Below are 13635 nucleotides of genomic sequence, written 5' to 3'. Positions count from 1 at the left end.
CTGTCTGGGATTTGATAAATAGCCAAGAGCCCATGCCTAACTCAGTAGTGAAACCAAAGCTTCGACCGATGATAGTGTAGCATTTCACTGTGGCTCTCCACCGCTGTGGGCACTACGACATTACCAGGCTTCAAATTGTAGAAAGCCCGAATCTAACGATTCGGGCTTTTTTACGTTTGCAGAAAAGTAAAATACGCACAATTAACACACTTTCACATCAACACCTATCACGTAGGGCGGCCGAGTGCTGCGACTCCCGACGCTAAAATCACAACAAAAAGCCTCAATATCTCAGTCGGCCAATACAATAGCATTTGCTACGTGACCCTCCACCGCTGTGGGCACTATGACATTACACAAGCTTCACATTGTAGAGCGCCCGAATCTAGAGATTCAGGCTTTTTTACGTCTGTAGAAAAGTGAAATGTGCGCAATTAACACACACTCACATCAACATCCATCACGTAGGGCGAGCGTAGCGACTCCCGACGCTAAAATCACAACAAAACCCCTCAATATCTCAGTCGGCCAATACAGCAGCATTTGCTACGTGACTTTCTACCGCTGTGCACCATGACATTACACAAGCTTCACATTTTAGAGAGCCCGTTTCAAAAAGAGTCGGCTTTTTACATTTTTAGAAAAGTGATACAGGTATTTCTCTAGAGCGAAGCGTCTCTCAGTGAATAATCTACTTAATTTAACTAGTTAAAGTGGCATCGCCGATGCGAGTGCAGTATTTCACTGTGACGTCCTAACGCTGAGGGCACTATTGCACTGTACAAAGCTTCAAATTAAAGAAAGTCCTAACCGAAATAGTCGTTTTTTTGCATATATAGAATGTAAAAATATGAGTGAATAATATCAATTCAAATATATAAGCAGATTGGTATTATATAAAAAGTATGAGATCCTCATAAATCAAAGTTATTTTAAATTAATGGTATTAGTTAATGATTACTCGTTAACAAACCTCTGACTTAACTTGTTTATGAAGGCAATGAATACTAATATAATTTCATGACCTTATAACTAAAATTTATTGAGTTAGTTGTTTTAAAATTACTACCAATAATGATTGTGAGCTGTAACTAGATGCCCTATGAAACATTTTTAGATGACTCTACTTCGCTAGTTGAATTTACACGTATTTACTTAGCTATTTTTTATACTTTTGTTGCGGGCTTTTATACATTTAGAATTATTTATAAAAATCGAGACACACCATCAGGCGTTATTTATCCCGGAGATAAGTTTTGTACTAGTTGGTGGAACCATATGGTTTTTAAGTTTTTCAGAGCTGCTATTTGGTTTATATGTGTAATTAGAGTGTTTGTACCTGAGTTAGATAGCTACCTTGGGCTATTCCCAATTCTCAATGGCTGGCCAGGTGTATTATTTGGCGATATTTTATTGAGTGCAGGTTTTATTTTGACGATGTTTGTACATTTTCATATGGCAGCACTTTGGCGTTCAGGAATTGATCCTAAGGGACCACATGAGCTTAAAACATCAGGATTATATGAATACTCTAGGAATCCGATGTATTTAGGTGTTGTAGCTGCACAGGTGGGTTTCTTTTTAGCCTTACCTAGTATATTTAGTTTGACCTGTTTGGTTATTGGTTTTATAGCTATATATAGACAGACGTTAGTTGAAGAAGCTCATTTAGCTCATCGCTTTTCAATACAATATAAAGAGTACAAGCAACTAGTCCCTCGCTGGTTATAGCTTGGGATTAAGCTTTAAATACATGAAATTTTAACGCAAGAGTAAAGAAGTGTTCTGTGTTGAATTGCTAAAATCTAGCACGATAGACATAAATTAGATCACTTCTTTTTGTTTTATATACTTTTTCATAAACTCTTGTTTAGTAATTGCCTTTGAAAAAATGTAGCCTTGAATATAATCGCAAGCAAGCAGCTTTAATAGGTCATACTGTTTTTGTGTTTCAACACCTTCCGCTACCACCATTACATCTAGGTTGTGAGCCATAGTGATAATAGCCTTAACGAGAGCAATACTATTATCGTTTGATTCAATATCGCTTATAAATGAGCGATCTATTTTTAAAATGTCTATATCTAAGCGCTGTAAATACGCCAAAGAAGAATAACCAACACCAAAGTCGTCAATCGCTATGTCTATATTAATAGTGCTTAAGCGTTTTAATTGTCGCTGTATTGACGAATCTGGATCCATTAAGGTATTTTCAGTGACTTCAATTAAAATAGTGTTGGCGGGTAGTTGGTACTTTTTACTTGCAACAATCCATTCATCCACCCAGCAACCAGCGCGGTCAATTTCAAGAGGTGATGTATTTACACTGACTTGAATTGTCTTTTCACTTAAAACATTGAATTGGACGGTATCTTGAATTGCTTGAGATTTTACCCATTGGCCGATGTCGTTTATTAATCCGTTTTTTTCAGCGACAGGTATAAATTCATTGGGGCCTATTAGGCCTCGTTCAGGGTGGTTCCAACGAATAAGGGCTTCAGCTTTTGGTACTGATTTCCCATCAATTGAAAATATAGGTTGGTAATATAATTCAAATTGGTTTTTAACAATTGCAGTGCGTATCTCTTCTATCAGGCGACGCTTTTCTGTGGCTTTTTCTTCGATAGCATAGGAGAAAAACTCATAGCGATTCCGCCCTTTATTTTTAGATAAATACATCGCTTGATCAGCACGTCTAACGAGCTCTTCTACTGTTAAACCATCAGCAGGGAAAAACGTTAAACCTATGCTTGCGGTAACATAGACTGTTTCTTTTTTTATTTTAATGCTCTGCATTAAACTACTTTTTACAGCTTCGGCAATTTTTGATGCTTCATCTGGGCTATTTACACCCTCTAAAATTAATGTAAATTCGTCTCCACCTAAGCGTGCTACTGTATCTTTTGTTGTTATACAGCTTTGCAGCCTCGTTGCTACCTGGTGTAATAATAAATCACCGTAGTCATGCCCAAGGCTGTCGTTTACTTCTTTAAAACCATCTAAATCTATAAATATAAGTGCGAATTTCATTCCTTCAACACTTATTAAGCTTTGTAGTTTCTCATAAAAATACCGTCTATTTGGTAAATCGGTTAACCCGTCTTGGTAAGCATATTGTTGCAACTGAATATTTGCATTTTCAAGTTCATTAGTACGAAGCCTAACTTGGTTTTCTAATGAACTTTCTCTTTGCTCAATGTTGTATAGCATATCGTTAAAACAAGAGGTTAATTGTCCTACTTCATCTTGTGATAGTTGTTTAGCGCGTAAGCTATAATCATGTGACGTTGTTATTTTATTTGCTGTTTGTGCTAAATATAAAATAGGGTTTAAAAAGCGGCGCCTTAGCAAAAGGGATAAAATGAGGCTGATAGCAAAGGTAAAGACCATCAAAATCATTATAAATTTAAAGTAAAAAGTGATTCTATCTTGAATGTAACTGTTGTTAGCGCGTATTTTTAATACGCCATAATCATGCATATCGAGCTGAAGGGGGGTATTAACCTCAATGCTTTGTTCTATTTCTTCATTTTCGGCTTGAGCAATAACAAGTTGTTCACCAGTCATACTCGTTACCATTATACTAATAACATCTGAGCGTATAAGTATTGGGTCTATAAGCTCTTGTACTGCATCTATGTCATTAAACATAAGTGCAGTAGTTATATTGGGTGAAAGCATTTTAGACAGCGACCCCAGGCTTTCTATTTGTTCTTCTTGAGCGCTGGTGATTTCATAAGCACTAAATACAATGGTTACTGTAGCGGTTGATACAAGTGCGACACTCATTAAGATGAATAATAATTTTTTGCTCATTGTATTTAATGCAAATAGTTTTTTCATTGCATTACCTATCTACAACGCGTGCAAGTCGTAGTACTTTTGAACTCATAGTAATGCCTGCATCTTTAAGCTGTTGTGGTGCAATTTCAAAGCGAATTTTACCACTGGAAAGAAAGAATCTGATATGGCCGCCATTTTCAATAAATGAGTCTGTTTCACCAATGACCATAATATTTTTTAGATCTAAAGGAGTTATGTTTTGCCACTGAGCAAATGTATCTGAGGTGATAAATAGCATGTTACACGCAGATGTTGTGACTTCATCAATAGTGACTAATTTATTATGTAAAGGTAATTTTTTTATAGTGCGATTTTTTAGAGCGGTGTTAGCCACATCAATAAAGTATTTATCAGGGCTACAAATAGTAAATTGATCAAGGGGTTCTAAATGAGAATCCCAGTGTCCAAAACGTGCAAAGTTATACAAGAAGCCTGCTTTTAGCATGTATTCTTTTTCAACAGCGTCAACGCTGGTACTTAAAAGTACCAAGGCTATCAAGCTTCTGTGAATTAGACTTCTTAATTTAATCATCTAATTAGCTTAGAAATTTGCTGAAATTGTAAACGTAATACATTCATCAATATAGTTTGGTAATGTATAGGTTTCGCGCGTATTACTGTACTCAATATGTGAACCTGAAAATAGGTTTTTACCCGAAACTGCAGTAGACCACACAGGCGTAGCCTGCCAATTCCAACTAATATCTAACGTTGTGTAATTATCAGTATTATATGCATTTGAGTTTACTGCTCGTAATGTCGCAAACACGTTATGGTTGGTTAAAAAAGAATAATCGGCTTTTGCAAATAACTGCCTGTTTTTAGAGTCATACCCGATAGCGGGCTCTACTCTAGGAGGTAAATCGTAGTTATAATCGGTGTAACTATAACCAAACTCAGTATTGAGATTATCAATTGGTTGCCATGATACTACTAAGTCGAGCCCTTTAGTGGTTGTGTCTGCTACAGATGCAAAGTCTAAATCTATACGAGTCATTGTTAGTGCTTGAAATACTTCTGGAATTCTCCCTGCTAGAAATAAATCAAGTATAGGAGTGAATTGTTCAGCATGCGTATTCATATCAATAACCGCTACGTTTTTAGCATCGGTATAATAAGTAGAAAGATCTAATGACCAATCGTTAGCAGTAAAACGGTAGCCTAATTCATAAGATAGATAGTTTTCTGATTTAACTTTGTCATTACCATTTAGGTAGGTTGCAATTCGGTAGTCGTCTATTTGGTCAAAGCCTGAACTTAAACCGGTAAGATCTTTAATTTCTGTACCATTAACTTTAAAATTATCGTTAAACTCAATTAATGTTGGTGTACGCACACTTCGCGATATTGCGCCCCAAGTAAGATGGTTATCTACTGGTTTGTATATAAGTCTTGCTGATGGTTGATTTTCCCAGCCAGTTAAATCGTTATGATCAAGCTTAGTACCAATAATAAAGTCGAGAGTGTCAGGAGTCACATTATATTGAGCTTGAACAAGTGCACCATATTGTTTGAGGCTATCAAAGTTTTTATCGCTATCTAAAAATACACTTTCTGCGAAAGATATAGAATTGTATCGGTAGTTCAACCCCCAATCTAACTGTAGAGATTGATATATAAAGTTCATTTGATAATCAATATCTATCGATTCAAAGTCTTCTTTAATATAATTTTGAGAGCCATTTTGTTTAAGCCAAGAAATTTGTAGCATTTGATTGGCATCTGGCGACATTCTGTTTTCAAGGCGCGCCATTATGCGCGAGTCTGTTCGCTTTAAATCATCTGAAAATGAAATGTTTTCGTTGGTTTCATCGACAACACCTCGGTAGTTTTGGCCAAGTGTGGAATGAGTTACATCACCCTGAAGTAGCGCAGACCACTCATCATTAGGGGTAAAGTCAGCTCTAAAACCTAAAGAGTTTTGTTTGGTTGTGTCATTAGGGGGAAGTGAGATCCCTTTTTTTGATTCATTAGCATCTTTTAAGTGCCCATACACACGGTAGCTGCCTATGTTACTTATATCACCACCGTAGCGAAGATTAGCATCAACATTTATTTGATTACCAGTTGTTACACTTGCGTATCCACCGCGAGTATCAATACTATTTTTAGTAATGATATTAATAACGCCATTATTTGCGTTACTTCCCCAAAGTAATCCGCCTTGTCCGCGTATAACTTCAATACGTTCAATATCGTACAAAGGAACGTTGAGTGTTTCCCAATAAACAGCGGCAAACTTTGGGGTATATAAGCTTTGTCCGTCAATCATAACCAATAATTTGCTTGAAAAGCGAGAGGCAATGCCTCTTGAGGAAATAGCCCATTGATTGTTATCGAGCTGACGGACAATTAAACCCGGCACCATTTTTAGTGCTTCAGGTACTGATGTAGCACCAGATTTAGTAATTTGTTCTTTACTTAATACATAAATAGATGAAGCGGTATCAAATGCTGATTGTGCTCTTTTCATCGCAGAAGTCGCTTGCACATCCATACCCATTAAAGCATCAAGATCGAGGTCTTCATCTTCAAACGGCTCAGCCGTTACAAGAGGGCACACAAAAAGTAATGGCCAAAATAAACGTTGTGATATTTTCACCCAAAAGTCTCCTGCGCAATCAAAAAATCAAAAACAATGACTGTTTTTGTAATACATGTGATATCACACAATATTAACATACATTAACAGCGTAAAAGTATAAATGCGATTAAATCAAAACAACTAATTTTGTAGTAGTTAAAAAATTTAACTTCGGCCAATAAAACAGTAAAATTTAAAAAATAAAGTAGATACATTTTATACAATTACATTTATTAAAGAGTCAAAAAATAGAAGTTACTGAGAGTTATATGATTATATACTATTTAAAATTTAGTCTATTTTTGAAGGACTTCAAAGTATTTTGCGCTTATTGATTATTTAACTTTGCATTTCATGCTTTTACAAGGGCGATATTAATTATACGTGCACGATTAATCTAACTTTGTATTAACTATTATTGTAGTTTCAATTACCTTTGCTTTTATTAAAGGTATATAGAATACTTAAATTCGCTTGGTTTTGCTTTGAAGGCACCAAAGTATGGAAAAAAATGAATTAATTAATGTAGAAGAAGTACTCGATTTAATGCTTGATGCCGTTTGTGTGGTAGATAAACAAGGCACATTTTTTTTTGTAAGCGCAGCATTTGAGCAAATTTTTGGTTATACGGCCGACGAAGTTGTAGGCAAAAAAATGATTAACTATGTTTACGAAGGTGATCATTATAAAACGCATAATGCCGTAACATCGCTATTGTCTGGCGAAACGGTGAACCCTCGCTTTGAAAACCGTTGGATGAGAAAAGATGGTCAAGTAGTTCATATATTATAGTCTGTTCGTTGGTCAGAGCAACATCAAGTAAGAATTGCTGTCGCGCACGATATAACTGAACGTAAAGTAATGGAAGATCGACTCCATTATATGGCACGGCACGATGTGTTAACTGGCCTACCAAATCGATCATTATTGATGAATCGATTAGAAAAAGTAATTATTAGTGCAACCAGAAACAACACGTTTTTTTCTTTACTGTTTATAGACATAAATGGCTTTAAAGCAGTAAACGATACTCACGGACACGAAATTGGCGATAAGCTTTTATGCGCTATAGCAAAAAGGCTTTCAGCGTCAGTAAGGCATTACGACACAGTAGGGCGTTTAGGCGGAGACGAATTTTTAATTATTTTAGATAACTTAAGTTCTAGCCACGAAACCGTCAGAATAAAAAATAAAGTCCTCACTGAGTTTAAAGCCGTCTTTAAGTTAGATGACGTACTACTAAATATTTCACCCAGTATAGGAATTGCAAATTACCCCGAGCACGGCCAAACAGATCACGAACTCATAAAGTATGCTGATGAAGCTATGTACAAAAACAAACAACAAGGCTTAGATAACGTAACCTATTTACCTCAATAACTAAGCTGAACTATCACCTTAGCTTAAACAATAGTCACAGCGCCCTTAACTACAATGCCTTACTTGCCGACATATTTTTTAATATCGGTTTGACAGTGCTGCGCTAAAAAGTCGATGAAAGCACGCACTACCGTTTGCTGATAATTACGTCATAAATAAACTGTCCACAAATTATATCCAGGTGATAATGAAGGCGATTACCGTATCGGCAGTAATACATTTTTTACTAATGATGCAGGCGAAAGCAAGGTATCGGTCACTGATTATGCAACTGCAATGGTTGATGAAGCGCAAAATGCGGCGCACGTTAATAATCATATTAGTATTGCCTACTAATATGGTTACTAATCAAAAGCGTTTGATTATTTAGATATAACAATACTGGCTCACAAGGTTAAAATAATTTAATCTGAGCGTATTAATTCTTATTAAATTATTTGCCTTATGAGCCTTCTTTTTTCTCTTGCGTTAGCAAGCCTTCCCGCTTTACCAGAGCCAGTTGCTAATAATGCTGTGGCTAAAGTTACAGTACAAAACCAAACCTATTTTTTAAGCTTTATGGGGCTGGGGCGCGATAAACAGCATTCGTCAGTGCATAACAAAGTGTGGGCGCTTAAAGTTGGCGATTCACAGTGGCAATCTAAAACTGGTGTGCCTTCAAGCTTGCCACTAAAAGGGCGCTTAGCAAGCACCGCAGTCGGTTTAGGCGAGTACGCCTATGTGTTTGGCGGCTATACGGTAGCAGAGGATCATACTGAAGTTTCAAGCCCCGACGTATATAAGTACGACGTAATAAAAGATACCTACACTCATCTTGCGAGCATGCCAGTACCCGTAGACGATAGCGTCGCGCTGAGCTACAAAGCGCGTTACATTTATCTAATTAGCGGTTGGCATAACGATGGCAACGTAAACTTAGTGCAAGTGTACGACACGCAAAATAATACATGGCAACAAGCCTCGCCATTTTTAGGTGAGCCCGTATTTGGCCAAGCTGCTGCAATTAGCGATAATACCATTGTTATTTGTGATGGCGTTAAAACACAAGCTAATCCTGATTCGCGTCGCTCGTTTGCAGGTGTAGCACAGTGTTTAAAAGGCACAATAGATTCAACTAATCCACAAAAAATAGATTGGCGTACGTTGCCTCATCCAACGGGCACCGCTCACTATCGAATGGCAGCTACCAGCTATAATGGCAATATTTATATGATGGCAGGCTCTAATAACCCATATAACTACAGCGCAATAGGCTACGACGGCAAACCTGCATCAGCAAGTGATCATGTTTGGCGCTTTAGTATCGAAAAAAACGAATGGCAGATTTTATCCCCAGTTGAAGTAAAGAGCATGGATCATCGTGGTTTACTTGAGCACAGCGGTGTTTTATATCGAATTGGCGGTATTGATAACAGTCAGCAAGTAAGCGCTAACGTACTCGGTTACGAGGCGCCAAAGTGAACACCCTTTACATTACCGGGGCGGGAGTCAGCGCAGCCAGTGGTATTCCCACCTTTAGAGGGGAGGACGGTTATTGGACCATTGGCAGTAAAAATTATACGCCTATGGAAATGGCAACGCGCGCGATGTACCAAAATGCCCCTAAAGAGTTTTTAGCATGGTATTACCATCGCTTTGCAACGTATCGCAACCATGGCCCAAACGACGTACACCATTGGCTAAGTGACAAAAACCTAATTACTCAAAACATAGATGGGCTTGATGGCAAAGCGGGTAATAAAAATTACATTGCTATTCATGGCAGGCTTGATCAAATGACCTTATTTCATGAGCAAGGTGAGCCAGTCACGCCACTTGCCACCCCGTGGGATAGTGTAGAAGAAAGCCGCCTGCAAGAGTCTCTTTTTGAGCTATTTAATATTCAAAACCAAACGCCTGTGCTAAACCATTCATTTAAGCCCTTTGTTTTATTATTTGACGAGTACTACACCGAGCTTTACAGAATAACAGAAGCACAACAGCGTATGCTCAACGCCGATAAAATTGTATTTATGGGCACCTCGTTTAGCGTTAATATTACGCAAATGGCAATTGAAATAGCCCGAAATTACGACATTCCTGTTGAAGTGGTTGACCCTGAGCCTGCACATATTTTGCATGCTAACGTCACATATAAAAAAATGAATGCATTAGATTACATTCAATCTAATTAATAAGTGCTATATTTCAAGGAGATTGATAATGTTTTCTTAAATATTACAATCTCTTTATATAATATTAACGAGTCAAAAATGTTATTATTATCCTGATTATAACAATACTAAAGAGATCTGAATGAGCGACTTAACTGCAATAGCAAACTTGTCCATTTTACTTGTAGAGCCTTCAGAGGTTCAGCAAAAAATAATAATAAAATCGCTTTTAGAAAGTGGTGTAAAACAAGTTGAAACTGCATCTACACAAACACAAGCGCTTAGCTTATTAGCAAGTTATCACCCTGATCTAGTTATAAGCTCTATGTATTTATCTGACGGGACAGCCGATTCACTATTGCAAGAAATAAGATCAAACCCTATCACCGAGCATCAACCTTTTATGCTTATATCGAGCGAGCGTAATAAAAAATACCTTGAGCAATTACGCCAATCGGGTGTCCTAGCTATTTTGCCTAAGCCTTTTAGCGCAAAAGCCATTACCCGCGCTCTTAAAGCAACTTTAGATATTATAAGCGAAGAAGAAGTAGAACTTGATCATTTTGACGTAACATTACTAAGAGTGCTGGTTGTAGATGATAGCCGCTTTGCGCGTAAACACATTATTCGTGTTCTTGCGGGTATGGGAATACCCGCCCCGATAGAAGCTGAAAACGGTAAAGAAGCTATTGAGCACTTAAACAACCAATCGTTTGACTTAATTGTAACCGACTACAACATGCCAGAAATGGACGGACGAGAACTAACAGAAACCGTTAGAAGCTCAAATAGTTACTCACATATTCCTATTTTAATGGTGAGCTCAGAGGCAAACGAAACGCACCTAGCAAATATAGCTCAAGCGGGAGTTGATGCTATTTGTGATAAACCGTTTGAACCGGCCACAGTGCGAGAATTATTGTTTAAAATAATGTCTTAAAAGTAAGTACAAGCGTAGGACGGTAGGACGGTTATTATTTGGCCTACGCTTATCTTTAAAATACATTTACTATTACAGTTTTCCTAATCTATAAATGAGTAATGCAGTTTTTTTAATGTTTTTATCAAGGCTGGTTAAATCGGCTGTTTCGTTTTTAGTGTGCGCGCCGCTGCCCATTAAGCCCAAACCATCAAGCGCCATATCAACATGGCTTGCCGCAAACGAAATATCTGCAGCGCCTGCATTACGTGGGTTTGCTGCTACTACTTTGTTGAAGCCTAAATCATGGCTTGCGTCGCTGTATAATTCTAATAGCTTTTTATTGCCATCAGTTAATGCCATTGGCGGGTAACCGTCTTCAAAAATAAGCTCTGCTTTACTGCCATTTAAACTGTTGCTAGCAATAAGTTGCATTGATCTTTTTGCGTTTTCTAATTGTTTTGGTGAAAGTGCGCGTAAATCACCTGCTACATGCACGGTTTGTGCTATTACATTACTTTTACCAAACGCCGTTGCTGACGAATTAGCACTGTCGTAATCGGCATTTGTACCGCCTACAATAAGCCCCGGGTTAAACGTTAAATTAGGTTGCGTGGCAAGCTGCTCTCTAAAATCATTTAAAATACGTGATGTCTCGTAAATAGCGCCATAACCAACGCTTTCGCTAAATATTTGCGAAGAATGCGCCGCATTTGCCGTTACGTTTAGCGTCCAACCGGTATAACCACGGCGCGCCGCCATGGCAGTTTTAATATTGTTATCGCCATTTTCATAACCAAGCGCTACGTCAGCCCAAATTGCCGCATCAACAATAGCTTGTTTAGATAAGCTAAGCGGGCGACCGCTGCTTTCTTCATCGCCGGTTAGTAACACTTTTATGCTTACATTTTCGAGTAAATTAAGGGCTTGTAAGCTTTTAAGTGCAGTAATTATTACCGTGTTACCGCCTTTCATATCGGCAACGCCTGGGCCACTTGCGGTGTTTTCATCAAGCTGTTTGTAGGTAGTAAAGTTATCATTTTTGTCAAATACCGTATCTAGATGGCCGATCATCAGTATTTTTATTGCATCGGGATCATTACTCTCATGGGTTGCTAATACATGTCCTGCGCGGTTAAACGCACTGCCATCAAGCCATTCTACTTTAAAACCTATGGCTTTAAGCTGCTCGCTTGTCAGCGCACCTACTTTTTTTACACCTTCAATATTAAGCGAACCGCTATTAATATTTACGGCTTGCTTTATTTCTTGCAATGCTTGGGGAATGTTTTTATCGACCTGTTTTACTATTTCACGCTCGTTTTTATCAAGCGCTGCATGGCATGTAAGCGACAGGGTACTCGCAAGGGTAAAAATAAGTGCATGGCTAAATTTTAAAAATGACATAACAGCATAATAAGTGAGAAATAAGAATATTTAATATGAAGTAAAAATACAGAGGATTCAATAGGAGTAGGTTGTGATTTTTAACTAATTTTATAAGTAATAACGAGCTACAAGTTTAAGGGTGAACGCGTTATTAGTTTAAACACAGGTATTTAAAATATAATCTTTTAACTAATAATCAAGCTGTGCAACTAAACAGCAATTTGCCTGATATTACTGACCTCCACCATTTTGGATTTTTGCTACATTTAGAAAAGTTGAGACTGAACTAACTGTTTACAAATACTTATTTTATAGCTAGGGTAAAACCATTGTAATATAAGAACATTTGTCATTTTTAGGCGACAAATGACGTAGACTAAATTGTAAGATTTATAGGTATAAACAATGAGTAACTTAGTTGTATTAATAACGGGTGCTAATAGGGGAATCGGTTTCGAATTAGCCAGACAATACCTTATAAATGGATGGACAGTAATTGCTACCTGTAGAAATCTAGAAACGGCGGTTGGTTTAGTTTCATTGAAAGGTAAGTTTCCAAATAAATTGTCTATTGAATTAATGGATATCACTTGCCCTGAAAAAATTAAGACGTTGGCAAGTAAACTTAATGAGGAAAATATTAAATTAGATTTAATAGTAAATAATGCGGGATATTTGGATCGAGAAAACACAAGTATCCATACTATTAATTATGCTAATGCTGAAATGTCTTTTAAGGTGAATTCACTTGGACCACTATATTTAACTCATTGCTTTTTACCTTTAATAAATAAAAAACGCTTATGTAAGATAGCCGTTATTTCTTCTGCTATGGGATCTTTGTCGCTAGAACAAAGTGTGGATTGGTATGGTTATCGAATGTCTAAAGCAGCAGCCAATATGCTAGTAGTGAACTTATCACAAGAACTTGTTAATGATAATGTGGCTGTGGTAGCTGTTCACCCCGGTTGGGTTCAAACCGATATGGGTGGCTCTACAGCAAGTGAAAATGTTGTAGATTCGGCTCTTGGAGTTATGAACGTTATTCTGAATTTATCTATTGATAATACGGGAAAGCTTTATAGTTTTAATGGTGATGAGTTACCGTTCTAATAAATATAACAACACGCTATGAGGTGGATAACTAGTAAAGTCAGCTATTAATTGCAAATTTTAAAACTGCTGAGCCTCTTCGTTTTAAGGCTATTAAATACGTCAATTCATCGTAGGGTGTTAACGCGGTTTAAGATCCATAACCCATTCATGCAGCGCTCTAGGTATGTAAGTGAGAAATAAGAGTATTTAACATGAAGTAAAAATACACAGGATTCAATAGAAGTAGATTGTGATTTTTAACTAATTTTATA

At 37.3% G+C, this 13635-nt stretch carries 9 protein-coding genes and 1 pseudogene; 6 read left to right on the top strand and 4 right to left on the bottom strand.

All coding sequences use genetic code 11. The features are described from left to right. Positions 1–1095: 1095 nt before the first annotated feature. Complete coding sequence (locus CXF76_RS01565; RefSeq protein WP_024592034.1) at positions 1096–1731, top strand: methyltransferase family protein; 636 nt, start codon at positions 1096–1098, stop codon at positions 1729–1731. Positions 1732–1824: 93 nt separating this feature from the next. Here the strand turns inward: CXF76_RS01565 and CXF76_RS01560 are convergent, their stop codons facing one another. From CXF76_RS01560 to CXF76_RS01550, 3 genes are read right to left on the bottom strand one after another with little or no spacing between them, the layout of a single operon-like run. Further along, the gene (locus CXF76_RS01560; protein ID WP_024592033.1) at positions 1825–3843 is read right to left on the bottom strand and encodes a putative bifunctional diguanylate cyclase/phosphodiesterase; all 2019 of its coding nucleotides are present in this window, start codon (positions 3841–3843) and stop codon (positions 1825–1827) included. 4 nt (positions 3844–3847) lie between these two features. Next, on the bottom strand, positions 3848–4375 hold the full coding sequence (locus CXF76_RS01555; protein ID WP_007586256.1) for a YfiR family protein: 528 nt from the start codon (positions 4373–4375) through the stop codon (positions 3848–3850). A gap of 9 nt (positions 4376–4384) precedes the next feature. Beyond that, on the bottom strand, positions 4385–6445 hold the full coding sequence (locus tag CXF76_RS01550) for a TonB-dependent receptor plug domain-containing protein (RefSeq protein ID WP_101162890.1): 2061 nt from the start codon (positions 6443–6445) through the stop codon (positions 4385–4387). A 483-nt stretch (positions 6446–6928) separates the two neighbouring features. Here CXF76_RS01550 and CXF76_RS01545 point away from each other — a divergent pair. The 4 genes and pseudogenes from CXF76_RS01545 (at position 6929) to CXF76_RS01520 (ending at position 10900) form a co-directional block, all read left to right on the top strand. Beyond that, a pseudogene (locus CXF76_RS01545) lies at positions 6929–7807 on the top strand (diguanylate cyclase domain-containing protein). Positions 7808–8251: 444 nt separating this feature from the next. Next, positions 8252–9268 (top strand): Kelch repeat-containing protein, encoded by a 1017-nt coding sequence (locus CXF76_RS01530; protein WP_101162889.1) that lies wholly within the window; start codon positions 8252–8254, stop codon positions 9266–9268. Next, the gene (locus CXF76_RS01525) at positions 9265–9981 is read left to right on the top strand and encodes an SIR2 family NAD-dependent protein deacylase (protein ID WP_101162888.1); all 717 of its coding nucleotides are present in this window, start codon (positions 9265–9267) and stop codon (positions 9979–9981) included. The genes CXF76_RS01530 and CXF76_RS01525 overlap by 4 nt, the downstream gene beginning before the upstream one ends. 121 nt (positions 9982–10102) lie before the next feature. Beyond that, positions 10103–10900 carry a response regulator transcription factor gene (locus CXF76_RS01520; protein WP_101162887.1) on the top strand — a complete coding sequence of 266 codons (798 nt, stop codon included), beginning with the start codon at positions 10103–10105 and terminating at the stop codon, positions 10898–10900. A gap of 72 nt (positions 10901–10972) precedes the next feature. Here CXF76_RS01520 and CXF76_RS01515 read toward each other — a convergent pair whose 3' ends face one another. Then, complete coding sequence (locus CXF76_RS01515; protein WP_101162886.1) at positions 10973–12286, bottom strand: M20/M25/M40 family metallo-hydrolase; 1314 nt, start codon at positions 12284–12286, stop codon at positions 10973–10975. A 387-nt stretch (positions 12287–12673) separates the two neighbouring features. Here CXF76_RS01515 and CXF76_RS01510 point away from each other — a divergent pair, with 387 nt between their 5' ends. Further along, positions 12674–13381, top strand: a complete 708-nt coding sequence (locus CXF76_RS01510; protein ID WP_101162885.1) for an SDR family oxidoreductase — start codon at positions 12674–12676, stop codon at positions 13379–13381. The last annotated feature ends 254 nt before the right edge of the window (positions 13382–13635 follow it).

It is taken from the genome of Pseudoalteromonas sp. 78C3, assembly GCF_002836695.1.
Taxonomy (GTDB): domain Bacteria; phylum Pseudomonadota; class Gammaproteobacteria; order Enterobacterales; family Alteromonadaceae; genus Pseudoalteromonas; species Pseudoalteromonas arctica.
This window is presented reverse-complemented; position numbering and strand designations above follow the sequence as displayed.

Bases quoted from the DNA above. Each gene is read 5' to 3' on its own strand.
- CXF76_RS01565 (WP_024592034.1), top strand. From the start codon at position 1,096: ATGCCCTATGAAACATTTTTAGATGACTCTACTTCGCTAGTTGAATTT.
- CXF76_RS01560 (WP_024592033.1), bottom strand. From the start codon at position 3,843: ATGAAAAAACTATTTGCATTAAATACAATGAGCAAAAAATTATTATTC.
- CXF76_RS01555 (WP_007586256.1), bottom strand. From the start codon at position 4,375: ATGATTAAATTAAGAAGTCTAATTCACAGAAGCTTGATAGCCTTGGTA.
- CXF76_RS01530 (WP_101162889.1), top strand. From the start codon at position 8,252: ATGAGCCTTCTTTTTTCTCTTGCGTTAGCAAGCCTTCCCGCTTTACCA.
- CXF76_RS01520 (WP_101162887.1), top strand. From the start codon at position 10,103: ATGAGCGACTTAACTGCAATAGCAAACTTGTCCATTTTACTTGTAGAG.
- CXF76_RS01515 (WP_101162886.1), bottom strand. From the start codon at position 12,286: ATGTCATTTTTAAAATTTAGCCATGCACTTATTTTTACCCTTGCGAGT.
- CXF76_RS01510 (WP_101162885.1), top strand. From the start codon at position 12,674: ATGAGTAACTTAGTTGTATTAATAACGGGTGCTAATAGGGGAATCGGT.